The organism is Pseudomonas sp. 43NM1, from assembly GCF_002836905.1.
Classification (GTDB): domain Bacteria; phylum Pseudomonadota; class Gammaproteobacteria; order Pseudomonadales; family Pseudomonadaceae; genus Aquipseudomonas; species Aquipseudomonas prosekii.
The window spans coordinates 1-19,227 of the sequence record NZ_MKGS01000145.1 but is presented as its reverse complement, the minus strand read 5'-3'; the positions used below and the strand labels follow the sequence as shown (position 1 = coordinate 19,227).

Genomic DNA, 19,227 nt, shown 5'->3' with positions numbered 1-19,227 from the left:
AATGTTCAACCCAGCTAACGAAACGCATTTCAGCCTGACCATCGAGGGCGCTGAAAGCGACAACATCGGCAACCTGCAAGTGCTGTCGTTCAGCGGCACCGAAGGCATCAGCCAGCCGTATCGCTTCGACCTCGAACTGGTCAGCGAAAACCCCGATCTGGACCTCGAAAAGCTCCTGCACAAGCAAGCGTTTCTGGCGCTTGATCAGCAGGGCTCAGGCATCCACGGCCAGATTTATCGCGTCGCTCAGGGCGATGCCGGAAAACGTCTGACGCGCTACAAAATCTCCCTGGTGCCGCACCTGCAATACCTGCATCTCCGCACCAACCAGCGCATCTACCAGCAGATGTCGGCGCCGAAAATCATCGCGCTGATCCTTGAAGAACACGGGATCAAGGGCAACACCTACAGCTTCCAACTGAACGAAACCTGCCCCGACCGCGACTACTGCGTGCAATACGACGAAACCGACCTGCACTTCGTCCAGCGCCTGTGTGAAGAAGAAGGCATTCACTACCACTTCCAGCACACGCCCGAGGGCCACTTGCTGGTGTTCGGCGACGACCAAACCGTGTTCCCGAAACTCGGCCAGCCCACCGCGTATGTGCAGGGCAGCGGCATGGTCGCCGACGAGCCGGTGATCAAGGGTTTCAAACTGCGTTTGGAGACCCGCACCGGCCGCGTCACCCGTCGCGACTACGACTTCGAAAAACCTCGCCTGCAACTCGAATCCGCCTACAAACCTGACGGCGAAACCACCGAGCCGGACCTGGAAGACTACGACTACCCGGGCCGCTTCATCGACCGCGCGCGCGGCAAATTCCTCAGCCAACGCGCACTCGAAAGACACCGCGCCGACTATCAACAAGCCGAGGGTAACGGCGACCAGACCCGACTGGTCAGCGGCCATTTCCTGGAACTGTCCGACCACCCGCGTCAGGAGTGGAACGACCTGTGGCTGCTCACCGAAATCTTCCACGAAGGCAAACAGCCGCAAGTGCTCGAAGAGTCGGTGACCAGCGACACCACCGCCAACAAAGACGACTTCCACCAAGGCTATCGCAACCGCTTCCTCGCCACCCCGTGGGCGGTGTTCTACCGCCCCGCGCTGCAATACCCGAAACCGCGCGTGCTCGGCAGCCAAACCGCGCTGGTCACCGGGCCCAAGGGTGAAGAAATCCACTGCGACCAATACGGCCGCATCAAAGTGCAATTCCACTGGGACCGCGAGGGCCAGGCCGATGACAAAACCAGTTGCTGGATGCGCGTTTCATCAAGCTGGGCCGGCGACCGCTACGGCGCCATCGCCATCCCGCGCATCGGCATGGAAGTCCTCGTCACCTTCCTCGAAGGCGACCCCGACCAGCCGCTGGTGACCGGTTGCCTCTACCACAAGGAAAACCTCGTCCCCTACGAACTGCCGGCGAACAAAACCCGTACCGTATTCAAAACCCTCAGCTCACCGGGCGGCGGCGGGTACAACGAACTGCGCATTGAAGACAAAAAAGGCGCGGAACAGATCTACCTGCATGCCCAGCGGGATTGGGATGAAAACGTTGAGCATGATCAGAAGATTCGCGTGGGGAATGAGCGTCACGACACGGTGGAGAAGAACACCTACACCGAGCTGAAGGCTGAAGAACATCGCACCACCATTGCCGCCCGCAAGAGTGAAGTGCGGATGGATGAACACCTGACGATTGGGCAGAACCAGCATGTGAAATTGGGGACTGCGCAGCTGACTAGTGTCGGGAAAGAAATACATCTGAAGGCTGGGGACAAGATTGTTATTGAGGCTGGGATGGAGCTCACGGTTAAGGCCGGGGGGAGTTTCATCAAGCTGGATGCCGGTGGGATTACGGTTGTTGGGCCGGTGATCAAGATTAATGCGGGCGGGTCGGCAGGCTCGGGCACGGGGATCGGGATTAAACCGCCGGTGCTGCCGGGGGCTGCGGATTCGGATAAGGCGGGGAGTTTGATGGATCAGGCGTTGGGGAATGCGGTGCCTGAGAAGGTGAAACCGAAGGCTTTTTTTGTGTTTTCCGAGTGATCGACATGAATGGTTTTTTGAAGAACAGAACCTCTTTTGCCGCTGCTGTTTTGACCTCAATATTTTTGAGTTTTTTTTATTCCAGCATTTCTTCAGCTGAGGAACGCGAAAATACCTGCCCGTCGAAAAATTTCTCCGTATTCCTCCTTGAATTTTCGGCGAAGGTTGCAACGCAACAGCAGTTTGTTCTTGATAATGTGCAGGTAATGACATTGAAACAAAAGGGGTACGCAGAACAAGTGGAACCCTTCGTTACGCATGTGAAATCTTCCGACCTTAAATTCCCTATTATTTTTCCTATAGCAAGTTTTAAGGAGGAAGGCATTCAGGTAGTAAGAGTTGACGAAGAAACTTTGCAGGTGGTTGATAAGCGAGCAGGTAATAGCGAGATAAAGACCTATACATTCAAATTAGCTGGATGCTGGGCGCTGTATGGTATGGAGGACTGGGCAATCACTTCTGATAATTTTAAGCCCCCACAAAAAAAGGACATGAGCGAAAGCGAAAGTTTCCTTTTTCAAAAGGCTATGGCTTACTCTTGGTTAGGGTGGGCGCAAAAGTACCAATTAACAACGGAACTTTTTCAGGCTAGCCTGGATAATTTTGTACTAGCCGCTTCCGATGGCAACGCTGAGGCGAGTTTGGCCGCGGCAGGGCTGAGCCTTTCTGGTATGGCGCCTAAGTTAGATGAAGAGAAGTTAGAGTCCCTTTACAAAACTGCCGCTAGAATACTTCCCGCCGGGGCCGAAGGGCTATCTTACTTCTACTGTTATGGAAATGATGTCGCCGGTAACGGCCCATGCAAAGATCCGTATCGAGCTGAGCAAGCCCTTATTAATTCTGCGAGGCTAGGTTCCGCGGAAGGCGCAAATTCTGTAGGCGAATATTTCGAGACAGGGAAACTCGTCACAAAAGATATAAATAGGGCTATCGCTTGTTATCAGCTAGCTGTGCAGCGAGGTAATAGCGACGCCATTAAAAATTTAAACAAAATAAAACAGCACGAGGCTCGTATGCCTCAAGCTAGTTATTGCTACTAATTTGCAGGAAGCAGAAATGACAGAGCCACTAGATTTATCCGGTCTGTATACTGGCGGTGATTACCGGTACAAGCTGGAAGGAGACGGATTTACCATTGAGAATGGCAAGAAAATAATAGATTGCTCTCATATGGTTTATTTGTTGATGAAAGGTGCGGGGTACAACATTACGTATGAAAATACTTCTGCAATGGCGAATTCAACATACTATGAGCAAATTACCGACTTAGCAACTGTTAAGCGGGGAGATGTTGCTCTATGGTTAAACGCCACTGGTCATACACCAGCACCTCCATTGAATCATACCGGTATCATCGCAACATTTGATGGTGTGAAAAACGGAACATTCTTCGGTGCCCAATCATCGGGTGTCGCAACTGCAAATTTCGGTGATAGACCGCATAGCGGCTTTTGGCCGAGAGTCACTAAGGTTTTACGTATAAAAGAGCAGTACAGGACTGGAACGCAACCGGCGCCTGTGGCTACTCCGGCACCTGCTCCAGTAGGCCCTGAGCCATTGATGAATTTCCAATACCCGTTTCGAAAGGCAGATGGTAAGCAATTTACTGATTCGGAAGAGGTTTACAAGGCATTAGAGAATGAGACCTCTGGGAATTATTTGTTAGGTAGCCATAGTTTTTGGCATGGTGGGATTCATATCACCAATAAAAGTGCTCCTCAGTGCATAAGCGATGAGCCTGTGCGCTGTATGGGGGATGGAGTCGTTGTTGCCTATCGCTTGAACAAAGACTATCTGACAAGCGAATTTGTAGATGAAGACTCATGCGAGACATTAAAATATTCAAGTTCTTTTTGCCTTGTTCGCCATGATTACAAATCGCCGGTAAGTACCGAAGGGGCTCCAGGTGCCTGCAATGAGCTGACTTTATACAGCCTTTACATGCATTTGCTGCCATTTGATCGTTATCCTACATCGCCGGATGAAGTGTCAATACCGCGAATCAAGATGGTCGCCGGTGGTTTTAAGGCGCGAAGCGATATCAAGGGGGCGGCGGGTTGTGAGGAATATGGGGCAATTTCAGCGGGAGCCGAAATTGAAATTCTGGAAGAGCATTCCGATCATATTCATGCCAAAGGAAAGTTAATTGCAGGTAGTGTGGTTGGTCGTACCACGGGGCAGGAGTTTTGGTTCGCCTACAAACAAAACGGCCTTGCTTATCCAAAATCCGACGGAGCTCCGAGTTGGAAGGCGCTAGTTCTTCCTGAGAGAACAAAGCCTGGGTATTGGAAGGGTAAAGTAAGGGCGGTAGTAGCAGCATCAGGGTTAACACTCCGTCAGCCCCCGGCAGCACTCACTAATGGTGTCGAGGCGGGCCCAGCAATGAGCGCCGCGGCGAGTCAGGGCGGAACTAAGAATTTAGTTTTATGTACCAGCAGTACAATCGAGTTCGATAGCGGAAAAATTTTCAATCTTAAGGTTGGACATAAAACTCTGCGAATGGCTGAGTGCACATTTATCCCGAGCACATCCGGTGCTCCCACGGGTTTGAAAAGTCATAGCTTTCCTGTACCAGATACTTTTTGGGCTTGTGTCGAAGATATTTCTCCCAACCAGTTTGTTCAATGGCAAGGGCTTACACCTTCAGTCTTTGATGAAGTGGTGCTTATGGATACCGCAATCAAGGCTGGTGATCCAATTGGTTACCTCGGATTGAATGAAAATATATCGGGTCCAAATGGAGGTGCTTCAAGTAAGTATCAAGTACATGTGGAGATATTTTCAGCTGATCCTAGAGTCGAAGACTTCCTGAAAAATAAGGCTGGTATAAGCGGCGGCAAGCAATACGTGCATTTGCCAGCTAATACCTCCCTCACTAAAAGAGCTCCTCAATCTGGGACGATTGAGCTGTCAAACGAACATTTTGTAGAATTAAGGAAAACTGTACTTTTCAAAGATACAGTTGAATGGTATGAGATAACCATTGTCGATAACGGTGAAATTAAATCTGGTTTGGTTAAGAAGGAGACAGCAAAGCTGTTAAGTCAGCATGACTGGGAAAAACTAGGTTTTCGAGTCGTCAAAGAGTCGAATCAAAACGCTGATGGCTTTTTGGATCCGGATGATATGCCGGAGTTTTTTAAGACGCTATACAACGACTTAGATAAATTTGGTAATCAAGACACTAAGGTAACTGTTGACGACCTTTCGATTGCATTAAAGAACTCGGAAATGAGAGACCATTGGTCAAAATTGATCGCGGATCATCCTACAGAATGGAAGTCTAAGTCTGATACTCCTAAATGGGCTCGATTAGGTGAGTTGCTGGGAGGATTCCCAGCAGTACTAAAACACGAGAAAGAGCGAATAGATAAGCTGGTCTTTTGGGATGATCTTACAGGAAACGCACAGGTAGGAAATGGTGTCGGTGTAGTTGCCCATTTCCATCCGATTGCACTGGTCAGTAATATGCTGCCCGGTAATCGATGCTTTTGCTTTGAACAAGGCATTGTTGATTCGCCTTGTCAGAAGGGCATTCGTGATGTAACTAAAGAACATTTTGAGTTATTAGCTGCGCAGTTGGGAGTTGAAAGAGAGGTTCTTCGAGCGATCGCAGTCGCCGAGACGGGTGATAAAGTACCTTTTAAAGAATACGTTGCGGGCAAGCAACATGCCACTATTCTGTATGAGCGGCATTACATGTATAGATTGCTTAATCTTAAAGGGTACACGAATGTACAGCTAGATGAAATGGCCGTCAGTGAGCCAAAAATAGTTCATAGATACCAATCTGGATATTCATATGGTTCTGAGCAGGCCCAATATGAAAGATTAGTCCGAGCTAGTGAAATAGATAAAGAAGTAGCAATCAAGTCATGTTCTTGGGGGAAATTCCAAGTGATGGGTGAGTATTTTGCTCGTCTCTATAAAAGTTCAGATGAGTTGGTTGAAGCGCAAAATTATTGCGCCTTACAACATCTGCAGTACTTTAAAATATTCCTGACTAAAGAAAAAAATATGCTGGAACCTATGAGGCAGAAAAATTGGTTAACTATCGCTAAAAAATACAATGGTGAAAACCAAATTGGTTATGATATTAATATTTCCAATGCATATGACCAACTGAAGGCGAATTGGTGATGAAGGATTTTGGCGTTTTTTTGGCTTTTTTTCTTTTTTGTTTTGTTGCTCAGGCTTCTGACGATTGCAAAAAAGCAATTCCTCCTAGCTCCGTGCTGTTTCATCAGTTTAGTCTGGGGTCAGAGTTTGCTTGCGTTTATGAATCCCCATCGGTAAATGATGCGGCAGTATTAAGTTTCTATTCAATAGATGGCTCTGGTAGTAAATTGATATCATCGAATGAAAAGTTATTAAATCTTGACGACGCTCGTAATGGTATTAATTTACCCGATGTTTCTAAGCTGAAAAGCGGTACCTATCAAATTTTATGGGACTACCCTAATGGTGTAGATGTAGTTAATTTGATGCTTACAGCAGGAGTGCTGTCTTTCGATAATGCAACGAAGGAGTTGCGGCTTCGCTCCTTTGGAAGTGAAAGTGAAGTGAATGTCCTTACTCTGATCAATGAGTCATGGGCTCCAGGGACTTTAAATTTTTCGAATATCAACGTTTCTGAGATTTTTGATAAGAATTCTTTAACGCTTAAGAGCAGCGCGGCGGACTTAAAAATAAACGTAGAGAAAGCGTTCTTGTATTCTGATTCCACTGAAAATTCAAAAACCAAAAGCTATTTGATTAAAGGTGATGTGGTCAAGGTTAAGGAGTATAAGTCTGGTTTTTTAAAAGTTTTGTATAAAATGAGCAATGGTAAAAGCTTGGTTAGATGGATCGGTTTATCTTCTGTTATCTAGAATAAAAAGTAGTGAAAGGGACAGATTTATTTTTTAAATAAGTCCGTCCCCTTTTGCTCTTTCGCGTTGTCTGTAAATCTCGCGGCGCAGCTATAAACCATAAAAGGGGACATTAAGTCCCCTTCGTACGTTTATTACGCCGTAGCCACCTGCCGACCCTTCGGATCAGGCGAATCAATTTGATCCAGCGCTCGCTCCACCATCAATTGCACCCCATCGGCCAATCGACTCAGCGCCAGGGCTACCGAGCGGCGTGTGCCTTCCACGTCGTCCGCTAGGTCTGCAGCGATGGCGCTGATGGCTAGCAGGTCTTCGGATGCATTGGCCAAGAGTGTTTCGGTGTTGAGGTCGGAGGAGGCGGTGAATAGCGCGCCTTTGCGCGGTTTGGGTTTGGCTTTCGCGTCGGGGTTCGGCCCGAGATGGTAGTCGAGGGCGCGCTCGGCGGCTTCGTGGAGCTTCTTCGAATCGAGGGATTCGTAAGGGGTTATCGATACGTCTTCGGGCGGGTTAGGTGTTGGTTTGAACATAGATGTAGCTCCTGGAATTAAGAGACTGACACCGTTTCGCTTGCACTTCGAAAGAGGTGGCAGCTGTGCGTTGGTGTGCAAGACCGGACCAGGACCCGGCAGATCCGCAGATCTCCGACGCACAGCTGCCATAACGATCCGCGAGGATAGGAAAACACTCGACGAATAGCCATACCATTCATGCACCTGGTCCGGACTTGCACGTCCGAGTCACCGATTTTGCGGTGACGAAAACAAGGTTATCGATGAAACCCAACCCCGCCTAGTTCACGCATAGCCCCACGACTTGAAGGAAATTTCCGAGAGGTTTGCGGGCAGTCACCTCGGAAAAACGCCACCCGAATCGGGTCCTACACCACGACGTTTCCTGTCATATAAATCGCCGATTTATTTCCAATCAACAACCGCCATTCACCTATAAACCCTTTAGACTTGCCCCCCTCAAGGAAGACTTCAGGACACGGAATGCCAGTCCCCCAAAATCGCCTTCGCCAAGCCCTCGTCGCGTGGTTATACGCCGCCGCGCTGGTGCATTTATTCGTCAGCCTCATCCTGACCTGGGCCGGCAATTCCGGCCTGCTCGACGGTTACCTGCAAACCATCGAACTCGGCTTCTGGTCCGACCTGCCGCCGCGCGCCGCCCGCGAGCAACAAGTCTGGTGGCTGGCCCTGTTCGGCGCCACGCTGCAAAGCTACTCCCTCTATATGTTCGCCCTCGTGCACTTGGGCAATCGCCTCAAAACCTCCATCGCGTGGGGCTGGTTGATCGCCGGCATCGTCATTTGGGCGCCGCAAGACATGTGGCTTTCCCTGACCGCGCAGCTCTGGTTACACCTTTGGGTCGACAGCTTCGCGCTGCTCACTTTGCTGCCGCCGCTGGTCTGGCTCTATCGCCACGACCGCCGCGCAACCACTTCAAACCTCACACTGAGGGACGCCAGACATGGCTGATTTTTCACTTCTCGATTGGGCGGTCGCGCTACTGATTGCGCAGGCCATTCTGGGTGCGCTGGATACCATCTATCACCACGAGCTGACCGTCGCGCTGCCGTATCGGCACAGTGCGCGGCTGGAGTTGTCGATCCACGCGATGCGCTCGTGTTTCTACGGGATTCTGTTTCTCGGCATGGCGCATCTGGCGTTCCAAGGCACATGGGCGATTGTGATCGCGCTGCTGTTTGCCCTGGAAATTTGCCTGACGCTGTGGGATTTCGTGGTTGAGGATCGCAGTCGTAAACTGCCGGCCATCGAGCGAATCATGCACACCGTTCTGGCGGTGAATGGCGGCGCATTTTTCGCGTTGTACGGCGTGCAACTGGCGCAGTGGGCGAGTCTGCCGACCGGGTTGAGCGCGATTGATTTTGGCTGGCGTGGCTGGTTGCTGACGCTGTTCGCCGTCGGCGTCACGGCTTCGGGCATTCGCGATGGTTTGGCGGCGTGGCGCATGCAGCGCGAGGGTAAACCGTCGAACCCGTTCGCCGGTGGCGCCTACAAACGTGTGCTGGTGACCGGCGGCACCGGGTTTATCGGCGAAGTGCTGGTCAATCAATTGCTCGACGCGGGGCACACGGTCAGCGTGTTGGCGCGCGATCCATTGAAAGCGGCTTACCTGTTCGATGGTCGCGCGCGGTGCGTGCGTTCGCTGAGCAAACTTGGCTATGACGAAACCTTCGATGTGGTGATCAACCTCGCGGGCGCGCCGGTCGCCGGGCCGCGTTGGAGTGCCAAGCGACAGGCACAACTGATCGCCAGCCGGGTCAACACCACCGAGGCGCTATTGGCTTGGCTGAAAAACGCCAAGCACAAACCGGCATTGTGGATTCAGGCCTCGGCCATCGGCTATTACGGCGTGCGTGATGCCAGCGAAAGCCTGGACGAACAGGCGAGCAAGGGCGACGGCTTCATGGCCGACTTGTGCGCGCGCTGGGAAGCCGCCGCGCGACCTGCAACCGAGTTTGGCGTGCGTCAGGTGGTGTTGCGCTTGGGCGTGGTGTTTGGCCCGGGCGGCGCGTTATTGCCATTGCTGATTCCGTTCCGTTTGGGTTTCGGCGGGCGCATGGGCGATGGCCAGCAGATCATGAGTTGGGTGCATCGCGATGATGTGATTCAAGTGATTGCACGGTCGTTCGATGACAACCATTTGAGCGGCACCTACAACCTTGTCGCGCCGGATACGGTGAGCCAAGGTGTTTTCGCCGAGCGCGTCGGTAAAGCCCTGAAGCGCCCGGTGTGGTTTCACATTCCGGCGGCGCCAGTGCGAATGTTGGCGGGTGAAATGGCCCAGTTGTTTTTCGACGGGCAGCGTGTGGTGCCAAGCCGATTGACCGAGGCCGGTTACACGTTTCGTTATCCGACACTCGACGCTGCCCTGCGCGATCTGGCCTGAGGACTGTTCATGAGCAAGCCGTTGATGTACCTGCTGGCCGGCAATGGCAGCGCCGCCGATTGGTGGGACGACGCGCTGCCGCATTTTCAGCGCTACCAAGTGCTGCCGCTTGAGTTGCCCGGCTTCGGCGACAATCCGCAGGCGCCGTGCGAAGACCTCGCCGATTACGCGCGAGCCTTGCTGGCGATGACGGTTGAGGGCCGCGCGATCATGGCGGTCGGGGTCAACGCGTTGTTGGTGCTGCATGCGCTACAACGCAAGCCGGGGCATTTTTGTCGCAGTGTGTTGCTGGCGCCGGTCGGCGCGTTTTTGTGGCAACGACGGCTGCCGGCGCTGATGTCGCCGCTGCCGATCCGCAAGACCATTCATTGGTTGCTGTCGAATAAACCCGCCGTGTTCGCCCGCAAGTTCTCCAACCAGACCTGGACGCCCGCGCAGTATCAGCGCATGGGCGCCGGTTATGCGCGGTGTCGCGCGTTTGTGCCGCACTGGGACCTGGTGCGCGCCGACACCGCGCTGCCGCTACTGGAGTGGATCAGCGACCCGGTCGAGCTGGTCTGGGGTGATCAGGACAACGTGCTCGGCATTGCACAAGCTGCCGCATGGTCGGCGATTCTGGCGCGCGCAGACCTGACCATCAGCCTGAAAACCGGTTGGGGCCATTACCCGTGGATCGACGCGCCGGCCGAGTTCGCCGCGTGGCTGGAGTCGGGCGAGCGTGGATTCGTTGCGCACACCAAGGGTGGCCGTTTGCGCCTCGCCGAGCTCGCCGGGCAGGCAGTGCCGCCAGCGCTGTCGCTCAACGATTGTCATGACTCACGGTTGTCGGCATTTCTCGCCAGCCAACCGGATGCCACGTGGGCCGTGCGTTCTTCCAGTTACGGCGAAGATCAGGCCGATGCGGCGAATGCCGGGTTGAGCACCACGTTCCTGCGCGAACCGGCGGCCAATGTCGCTGCGCGCATCGTGGAATTGAGCGCGGCGGGCGTTGAGGAAGTGGTGGTGCAGCGGTTTATCACACCGCAGGTGTCCGGGATCGCTTTTGTTCGGCATCTGTCGGTTGAACTGGAGTGGGTTGAAGGTCATCTGGAGTCGCTGGCCGACGGGCACGTCAGCCCCGAGCGAGCGATCATTTCTCGTCTCGGTGAATCGTGGAGCAGCGACACATTCAAACCTTCCCATGGCCTGACGGCGGACGCGTTATGGCGCTTTCTGCAAGGCGTATTGCGGGTGTTTCATTACGTGCCCGGCGACGTCGAATGGGCCTGGGACGGCCAGCAACTCTGGCTGCTGCAATACCGGCCGATCAGCGACTACGGCTGGCGTCGGCACCTGACCGCCGCCAACATCGCCGAGATCCTGCCGCCGCAACCGAGTGTTTTTGTGGAGTACGCGCAACGACGTGCGGCAGCGAGTATTCCGGCGATCATGGCGCGTTGGGATTCGCGGGTGTTGCAGGATAACGAGCCGTTTACAGCAGTGTTTAGCGGCGCTTCGTACATCAACAACGACCTGTTTCTCGCACGCCTGGCCGACTGGGGCATTTCCGCCAGCAGCTATGCCGGTGAGGTTGGCGGCGCGACACCGCATCTGCCGTGGCGGCCGCTGCGAATGCTGCGTTCGCTGCCACTGTTTCTGCGCATGCAACGGATCGCACGTGGGCATTTGCTGACGCTGGAAAGGGGGTTGCAACGCTTCGATCAGGAGCTCTCCGAACTCATCGCCCAAGGTGCCGACGGCCAACATCTGGCCGACTGGTTCACCCGGTTTTACGTGTTCGTGGTGCAAGGCAATCTGTGCATCGCCACGGCGTTGGCCAGCAGTGGCGGCGACCTGCTCGGTCGGCCGCCGACCGCCTATGACGATCTCGAAAACAGCCCGCATCGGCTGCCATGGGAAACCGACCCGGCCACGCCACGCCCTGCGCCGACCGATCTGCCGTTGCAGGCCTTCCCGCAATGGTCGGGGCTTATCCGTGCCGCTCACTCCACCGGCCTGCCGGGCCTGCGCGGCTACTACCTGCAAGTGCGCGAGTGGTATCGCGACAACCTGATGCGGGTGTTCTTTCGCCTGCACCATGCGACGCCGATGGCGGATCGAGCGCATTGGTTCGCGCCGCATCCAGACATTCGCAGCCGCGACGGCAGCTTCTGGCAGGACGGTCGCGAAGGCACCGAGCAGGCGACGGGTTTCATGATTTATCCGGGGCAGGTGCAGGGGATTCTGGGCGACGATATTTTGCTCGAAGACACCTTGGACCCAGGGCGGCATGCGCATTACCAGGCCGCTAGGGCAGTGATCGCGCGCATGGGCGGGCGCTTGTCCCACGGCTCGACCTTGTTGCGTGAACTGCGCAAACCTTCGGCGGTGCTGCCGCAGGTTGATGTGGCTTGGGTGGGGTGTGAGGTGTTGTATCGGGATGGTGCACTGACGTTGGTGAGGTCGCTTTGATGAAAAGGCATTCTTTTGTGGCGTGTTTCAAGCGTGGATGTTTGGCGTTATTGGTTTTGGCACTGTTTCAGGGGCCTGTCAGGGACGCGCAGGCAGCGGTCTGCCCGTCGAAAGACTTCCCGACATTCTTAGCCGCCTACATGAACAGCATTGACGTTCAAAAGGCATTCACTCTCGAACCGCTGCAGAAGTTGACCACGGTGGATGCCGAGCCTGAGCCGAAGCAGGTCAGGCACTTACTGGGTAGCCGTGAACTTGAATTTCCGTTGATCCCCGACGCGAAGATCATTGATATGCGTGGCCTGACATTACAGATCACGGACAGAGACCAATTTTCGGCGGCGGTCAAATTGCAGAAGCCTGATACGGGTTATCAGGTTATTTATCGGTTCAGTTTTGATACCTGTTGGGTACTGAATGAAATTCAGGACGACTCTATTTAAGAGTTTGTGAGTAAAAAGGAGTTGTCGTTGAAAAAGTTAATCACGCTGTTACTGCTGGCCTTCCCGCTATTGGCGCACAGCGCCGTGGAAACCCAGATCAACTGCTTCAAGGCGCAAGATGGCAAAGACATAAAGTTTGAGTTCCGGACCTACTACGATCCCGCAGTGAATTGGAGTGGGTCGGCGGTGAAGTATGCGACGTCGAAAAAGTGGATTTCATTGGTTCACAAAAGTACCGAGCAGTACGAAATGGCTGAGGGCAGACCTTACGAATTCACCACGACGTGGGTTGAAGTCGTCGACGGTGCGGTCACGGGTGAATACGTCATGGTCCGTCAAGGCGCGTTGATTTATGGCATGGCGTACACCAATGGCAAAAGCAAGAAGCGCTACGCGTTTGAGCATCTCCCACCCGTCGAAACCTCGCCAGAGAAGGGTTGTCAGTGGTGAGCTGAAGGCGTGACTTGGCAGTCATCAGCGTCAATCTTCCGCAAACTAAAGCCGATAGTGTCGTTATCCGCCGAAGCCGCTACACTGCGCCCGCCGTTCATTTCCTTTTGAGGCTGCACGCATGAAATTTCGTTTTTTTCTGTGGATGCTGGGTTTGTTGATGGGTAAGGCCAGTCGGACTAATCCTGCGTTTCAGCAGCAGTTGGGTGACAAGGAGTTGGTGTTCCAGCTACAGACCCTGGACGGGAAAGTGGCGCGGCACTTTTTGGTGAAGAATCAGCGCATCACCAGCAAGTCCGGGATGTACCCCGAGCCGGCGTTTGCGATTGCTTTTAAAGACGCGGCGTATGGCTTTGCGACGATGCAGGCAAAGAACAAGCAATTGGCATTTATGACGGGGATTCAGGACAAGTCGATTCAGATCAAGGGCAACCCGGCGCTGGTGATCTGGTTCCAGGGTTTGACCAAGTATTTGAAGCCGCGCAAGGCGAAGCCTAAAGCCAAGGCTTGAGGTTGATGATTAACCTTGTGGCGAGGGGTGTTTCAGGCAGATAGGCGGGGGGTTCTTCGCGGGCAAGCCTCGCTCCTACAGGATTAGGTGATCCACAGGAGCGAGGCTTGCCCGCGAATGTTTTCAGCCCTGCGAGAACTGCGAGGCGAGTTCGCGCAGCAACACTTCGGCTTCGAGGACTTTGCTGACCACGTCGTTGGCTTTCTCGCGGCTCAGGCCGACGCGCTCCAGCAGCGCATCCGGGATGTCTTCATCCGGTCCCGAGCCAACCCCGCGGCTGCGTAGCAAGCGCACGGCCAGGCACACCAGATTCGGGTATTCGGCATAGGCGCCGTCATACGCCGGGTCGTGCTGGAAGCGCAACGCCGTGGCCAACTCATCGGGCATGTCCCAATAACGCATCAACCACGAGCCGATCTGTTCGCGGCTGATGCCCAGCAAATGTTGCTCGACATAGCTGTGGCACAGGTGCGGGTTGACCTCGAGGTGACGGCAGATCAGCGAAAAGTGCGGCGGGAACACGTGCGCCAGCAGCAAATAACCGAAGTTGTGCAGCAGACCGGCGAGGTAGGTCAGGCCGGCTTCGGGGCGCTGGGCGCGGGGCATGGCGCGGGTCAGGCCTTCGATGACGGCGGCGGTGTAGATCGATTGCTGCCAGTACGGCGTGGTGTGTTGCGGATGATCCTTGGGCAGGCTCAGGGTTTTGCCGAGGGCCAGACCCAGCGCCAGGTTGATCACCAGATCAAAACCGAGCACGCGGACGATCGCGTCTTCCACCGAACGAATCTTGCCCGGCGAAGCGTAATACGGCGACGCCGCCCAACTCACCACTTGCGCGGCCAGCGCCGGATCGGTTTCGACAACGCCAGTGATGTCATCAATCGTCGCGTTGGGATCGACCCGCAGTTTGATGATTTTCTGTGCGGTTTCGGCCAGCGGGGGAATCTCGATGGTGGCTTCCAGACGTTGCTGGATGCGCCGCGCGGTGAATGCCTGAACGGCCTGGGTGATTTCCTCGCGGTCATCGTCCGGGCGGTCGAGGTTGGGGCGGATGCTGGTCAGGTTTTCGCCGAAATTGGCGGCGCTGGCCTTGGTCAACATCGTCTTGAAAGCGTCGCTGGTGATTTCCAGCAGCACGTTCGGCTCGCCCGAGTTGATCAGCAACTTCGGCTCGCGCAGCAGACTTTCTTCGTACAGACACGGTGAGCTGGTCAGCGCCGGCAGGCCCGGCAGCAAGCTCAGGTTGTGCTTGCTGAGCATCTTTTCCAGGCGCTCGGTGGACACCGCGGTCAAGCGCCGGCCAGTCAATTCGGCGAGGCGATTGAGGTCCAGCAATTGGCTTTGCGGGAACAGCACCATGAGCGCGCCGACGGCATCGTCGAGCAACACTGCCTGCACTTTACGCGCGGCGTTGAGGCCGTGGTGGTCGATGACTTCTTCGTAGGCGATGCCCAGTTTGCCGAGCAGCATCCGAATAACAGACGGGGCGTGCGGGGCTTCGGGAACGAGAGCAGCTTCGGTCATGGTCTGTGTCCGTTTTCAAACAATTGCAGGAGTATAACCAGCTTGCCCGGCGCGAGTGTCCGGAAACTGCGACGGTGCTCACACTTGTCCGTATTGCTGCCCATGACGCAACCAGCGATCGAGCAACGGGCTGACATGATCGGGCCAGCGCTCAAGCAATGCCTGCGCCGCGTCACGCACGGCGGGCAACAAATCAGCGTCACGCATCAGGTCCGCAACCTTGAATTGCAGCAGGCCGGTCTGGCGAGTGCCGAGCATTTCGCCGGGTCCGCGCAGTTCGAGGTCTTTTTCGGCTATGACAAAACCGTCGTTGGTTTCGCGCATGATGCCCAGGCGCTGACGGCCGATTTGCGACAGCGGCGGATGGTAGAGCAGCACGCAATGACTGGCGGCGCTGCCCCGACCGACACGGCCACGCAATTGGTGCAGTTGCGCGAGGCCAAGGCGTTCGGGGTTTTCAATGATCATCAGGCTGGCGTTGGGCACATCGACGCCGACTTCGATCACCGTGGTCGCGACCAGCAATTGCAGATTGCCCGCCTTGAATTCGGCCATCACCGCGGCTTTCTCCACAGGCTTCATGCGCCCGTGGATCAGCCCGACCTTCAACTCACCGAGCGCGGCGGTGAGGTCTTCAAAAGTGGTTTCGGCGGCCTGGCAGGTCAGCTCTTCGGATTCTTCGATCAGCGTGCACACCCAATACGCCTGACGCCCTTCGGCACAGGCGCCGCGCACGCGTTCGATGACTTCGACGCGCCGCGTGTCGGTGACCAGCACTGTGTTGACCGGGGTGCGGCCGGGCGGCAGTTCGTCGAGGATCGAGGTGTCGAGATCGGCGTAAGCGCTCATGGCCAGCGTCCGTGGGATCGGCGTTGCGGTCATGATCAATTGGTGTGGGCACATGCGCCCGCCAACGCCTTTCTGCCGCAGCGCCAGACGTTGCTGGACGCCAAATCGGTGCTGCTCGTCGATGATCGCCAGGGCGAGGTTCTTGAACCGCACTTCTTCCTGAAACAGCGCGTGAGTGCCGACCACCATGGGCGCGCCGTTGGCGATTTGCTCCAGCGCGGCGACGCGGTTCTTGCCTTTGAGCTTGCCGGCCAGCCACGCGACTTCGATGCCCAACGGCTCGAGCCAGCGCTTGAAGGTGATGAAGTGCTGCTCGGCGAGGATCTCGGTCGGCGCCATCAGCGCGACTTGATAACCGGCCTCCAGCGCTTGCAGAGCGGCGAGGGCGGCGACCACGGTTTTACCCGCGCCAACGTCACCCTGAATCAGCCGCAGCATCGGCTCGTGCTGACTGAGGTCGTAGGCGATTTCGTTGCCGACCCGTTGCTGCGCGCCCGTCGGCGCGAAGCCGAGATTGGCCAGGTATTTGGCGGGCAACCGGGTGGCTTTCGGCATAGCTGGCGCGCGCAGTGAACGCATGCTTTCGCGCAGGCGCTGCTGGGACAGTTGATGCGTGAGCAGTTCTTCGAACGCCAAACGGTGCTGCGCCCAGTGATGACCGATGGCGAGTTCATCGACGTCGGCGTCGGCGGGCGGGTGATGCAGGTAGCGGATTGCGTCGGCCAGCGGCGCCAGTTGATAGTCGCGCGCCAATTCGGTCGGCAGCCAGTCGGGCAGGCTGGTCGGGCCGAGCAGGGTCAGGGTTTGCATGCACAGTTGGCGCAAACGCTGTTGGGTCAGGCCTTCGGTGAGCGGGTAGACCGGCGTCAGTGTTTCATCCACGGGCGGCGGTTCGTCGCCGGTGATGGCGCGGTATTCCGGGTGGTAGATTTCCAGCCCCGACGCGCCGGGCCGCGCTTCGCCGTAACAGCGAATCCGCGTGCCGCGCTTGAGGCCTTCTTTCTGCGCGTTGCTGAAATGGTAGAAGCGCAGGCTGAGCCCGCCGGTGCCGTCCTGTATCCGCACGACCAGACTGCGGCGCCGGCCCATGACCACGTCGGCGCCGCTGACGGTGCCTTCGACCACGGCATCCTGGCCGGGGCGCAAATGACCGATCGGGACCACGCGTGTGCGGTCCTGATAACGCAGCGGCAAGTGAAACAGCACGTCCTGGAGATTCTCCAGGCCGACCTTGGCCAATTTCTCGGCCATGGCTTCACCGACACCCTTGAGTGCGGTCACCGACACTTGCGACAACTCGGTCATGGCTGCGACTTAACCGGCCACCACCGGCGCTTGCGGCTTGGCCACCGAGCACAGGCGAATGGAGTCAGCGAGGATTTCGATGGCTTTCGGACGCGGGAAACTCGCGCGCCAGGCAATCGCCACGGTACGGAACGGCACTGGCGGCGTCAGTGGGCGCACGGCGATCACGCCCGGCGCGTAATGGTGGCTGTCGACCGCCGACAGCGGCAGGATCGAAATGCCGAGACCGGATGCAACCATGTGGCGGATGGTTTCCAGCGAGCTGGATTCGACCGTGGTGTGCTTGGCGCCGTCATTGCCCTTGCCCAGCGTCGGACAGGCTTCCAGCACTTGATCGCGGAAGCAGTGGCCTTCGCCGAGCAGCAGCAGACTCTTGTCGTTGAGCAGGGCGGCGTCGATCGATTGTTTTTTGGTCCACGGATGTTGCGCCGGCATCAGCACGTAGAACGGCTCGTCGTAGAGCGGCAGGGTCAACACATCGGCTTCGTTGAACGGCAGGGCGATGATGATCGCGTCGAGCTCGCCGTTGCGCAGTTTGTCGCGCAGCACGTGGGTGAAGTTTTCTTCGATGTACAACGGCATCTGCGGGGCCACCCGGTGCAGTTGTGGGATCAGGTGCGGAAACAGGTACGGGCCGACGGTGTAGATCGCGCCGACTTTCAGCGGTGCGGTCAGCTGGTTTTTCCCAGCCTGGGCCAGCTCGCGGATGCCTTGCGCCTGTTCGAGGACTTTTTGCGCCTGGGCGACGATGCCTTCGCCGACCGGGGTCAGGCGCACGGCGCTCTTGCTGCGCTCGAAAATCAGCACACCGAGTTCGTCTTCAAGCTTTTTCACGCCCACCGACAGGGTCGGCTGACTGACGTGGCAACGCTCGGCCGCGTGGCCGAAGTGCTGCTCTTGGGCGAGGGTAACGATGTAGCGTAATTCTGTAAGGGTCATAGCAAGCGTCCGTGAAGTTGCGGGCCAAGCATACCGGCTGCAATCGATAGACGCACGTTATCAGAGAGAGTGTGGTGAGTGACACCGGGCAATGCAGGTTTGCCGTTGGCGGATACGCGAAAGGCACCTTTTGGTGCCTTTATCTTGTGCGTGACTTCTGTGGCCCATGAACTTCTGTGGCGAGGGGGCTCGCCCCCGTTGGACTGCGCAGCAGGCCCGGCAGCAGCGAGTGTGGAGTGTCGGGTGATTTGCATTCGCTGATTTTGGGGTCGCTTCGCAACCCAACGGGGGCAAGCCCCCTCGCCACACGTTGGGGGTTCGGCTTAACGCCGGCGTTTTTCCAGTGAGTAAACAAACGGCGCAACAATTTCAATCGAGCCATTGTTCAGCATGTCTGCCGGTGGCTTGGGCAGTGGCTGGGCGCGTTTGATCATTTCCAGCGTCGCGCGGTCCAGATCGGCGTTACCAGACCGGCCAACCAGTTCGTACGACAACACATTGCCTTCAGCATCGACCACAAAGCGCAGGCGGTTCAGCCCTTCTTTGCCCCGCGATTGCGCACTGGCCGGGTACTTTTTGTACTTGGCCAAGTGAGCGAGCAGGGTGCCTTGCCAACTGGCCTTGGCGGCCTGTTGCGCGGGCGATGGGCCCGGCGCTGGCTGCGCGGATTTCTCGGTCGGTGCCTGAGTCGGTTGCGCGTCGCTCGGTTTTTCCTCGGACGGTTTCTCCTTCGGCGGCTCCGGTTTTTTCTCCACAGGCTTCGGCGGTTTAGGCTTTGGCTTGGGTTTGACCGGTTTCGGCACGGCGATCTCGGCTTTCGGCACTTCCGCCAGTTTCGGGATCGGCAGTTCTTCCACCGGGGCCGGTGGCTGCGGCGGCGTGATCACCTTTGGCGGGGCGGGCGGTGGCGGGGCCGGAACC

Annotated in this window: 15 protein-coding genes; 10 read left to right on the top strand and 5 right to left on the bottom strand. The window is 56.2% G+C overall.

Annotated features, from left to right (window positions below; genetic code table 11):
- Position 1: 1 nt before the first annotated feature.
- Genes tssI through BI292_RS15815 form a run of 4 tightly spaced genes read left to right on the top strand, consistent with a single transcriptional unit; the run spans position 2 to position 6,921 of the window.
- Entirely contained in the window at positions 2-2,050 is a 2,049-nt protein-coding gene (tssI, locus tag BI292_RS15830; protein ID WP_101208408.1) for a type VI secretion system tip protein TssI/VgrG, read from the top strand.
- Between the two features lie 5 nt (positions 2,051-2,055).
- A complete protein-coding gene (locus BI292_RS15825) occupies positions 2,056-3,090 on the top strand; it encodes a tetratricopeptide repeat protein (protein ID WP_157831266.1) in 1,035 nt (344 codons plus the stop codon).
- Between the two features lie 16 nt (positions 3,091-3,106).
- Complete coding sequence (locus BI292_RS15820) at positions 3,107-6,190, top strand: N-acetylmuramidase domain-containing protein (RefSeq protein ID WP_101208406.1); 3,084 nt, start codon at positions 3,107-3,109, stop codon at positions 6,188-6,190.
- Positions 6,187-6,921, top strand: a complete 735-nt coding sequence (locus tag BI292_RS15815) for a hypothetical protein (protein WP_178076586.1) — start codon at positions 6,187-6,189, stop codon at positions 6,919-6,921. Before BI292_RS15820 ends, BI292_RS15815 begins: the two co-directional genes overlap by 4 nt.
- Before the next feature lie 134 nt (positions 6,922-7,055).
- Here BI292_RS15815 and BI292_RS15810 read toward each other — a convergent pair whose 3' ends face one another.
- Positions 7,056-7,448 (bottom strand): DUF6124 family protein, encoded by a 393-nt coding sequence (locus BI292_RS15810; protein WP_101208404.1) that lies wholly within the window; start codon positions 7,446-7,448, stop codon positions 7,056-7,058.
- Positions 7,449-7,913: 465 nt separating this feature from the next.
- Here BI292_RS15810 and BI292_RS15805 point away from each other — a divergent pair, with 465 nt between their 5' ends.
- The 6 genes from BI292_RS15805 to BI292_RS15780 all read left to right on the top strand — a co-directional run bounded on the left by BI292_RS15805 (position 7,914) and on the right by BI292_RS15780 (position 13,689).
- Positions 7,914-8,399 (top strand): cell division protein, encoded by a 486-nt coding sequence (locus BI292_RS15805; RefSeq protein ID WP_101208403.1) that lies wholly within the window; start codon positions 7,914-7,916, stop codon positions 8,397-8,399.
- Positions 8,392-9,834 carry a TIGR01777 family oxidoreductase gene (locus BI292_RS15800; protein WP_101208402.1) on the top strand — a complete coding sequence of 481 codons (1,443 nt, stop codon included), beginning with the start codon at positions 8,392-8,394 and terminating at the stop codon, positions 9,832-9,834. Before BI292_RS15805 ends, BI292_RS15800 begins: the two co-directional genes overlap by 8 nt.
- 9 nt (positions 9,835-9,843) lie before the next feature.
- Positions 9,844-12,285 carry an alpha/beta hydrolase gene (locus BI292_RS15795; protein ID WP_101208401.1) on the top strand — a complete coding sequence of 814 codons (2,442 nt, stop codon included), beginning with the start codon at positions 9,844-9,846 and terminating at the stop codon, positions 12,283-12,285.
- 41 nt (positions 12,286-12,326) lie between these two features.
- Positions 12,327-12,728, top strand: coding sequence for a hypothetical protein (locus BI292_RS15790; protein WP_157831265.1), 402 nt, complete (start codon positions 12,327-12,329; stop codon positions 12,726-12,728).
- Positions 12,729-12,755: 27 nt separating this feature from the next.
- Entirely contained in the window at positions 12,756-13,178 is a 423-nt protein-coding gene (locus BI292_RS15785; protein ID WP_101208399.1) for a hypothetical protein, read from the top strand.
- A 121-nt stretch (positions 13,179-13,299) separates the two neighbouring features.
- Entirely contained in the window at positions 13,300-13,689 is a 390-nt protein-coding gene (locus tag BI292_RS15780; protein WP_101208398.1) for a helicase, read from the top strand.
- A 123-nt stretch (positions 13,690-13,812) separates the two neighbouring features.
- Here the strand turns inward: BI292_RS15780 and BI292_RS15775 are convergent, their stop codons facing one another.
- The 4 genes from BI292_RS15775 to BI292_RS15760 all read right to left on the bottom strand — a co-directional run.
- The gene (locus BI292_RS15775; RefSeq protein WP_101208397.1) at positions 13,813-15,213 is read right to left on the bottom strand and encodes an aminoacyl-tRNA deacylase and HDOD domain-containing protein; all 1,401 of its coding nucleotides are present in this window, start codon (positions 15,211-15,213) and stop codon (positions 13,813-13,815) included.
- Positions 15,214-15,291: 78 nt separating this feature from the next.
- On the bottom strand, positions 15,292-17,367 hold the full coding sequence (recG, locus tag BI292_RS15770) for an ATP-dependent DNA helicase RecG (protein WP_101208396.1): 2,076 nt from the start codon (positions 17,365-17,367) through the stop codon (positions 15,292-15,294).
- Between the two features lie 9 nt (positions 17,368-17,376).
- Positions 17,377-18,306 carry a hydrogen peroxide-inducible genes activator gene (locus tag BI292_RS15765; protein WP_092276135.1) on the bottom strand — a complete coding sequence of 310 codons (930 nt, stop codon included), beginning with the start codon at positions 18,304-18,306 and terminating at the stop codon, positions 17,377-17,379.
- 323 nt (positions 18,307-18,629) lie between these two features.
- Positions 18,630-19,227 (bottom strand): energy transducer TonB (locus tag BI292_RS15760; protein ID WP_101208395.1); only part of this gene is annotated, 598 nt, incomplete at its 5' end.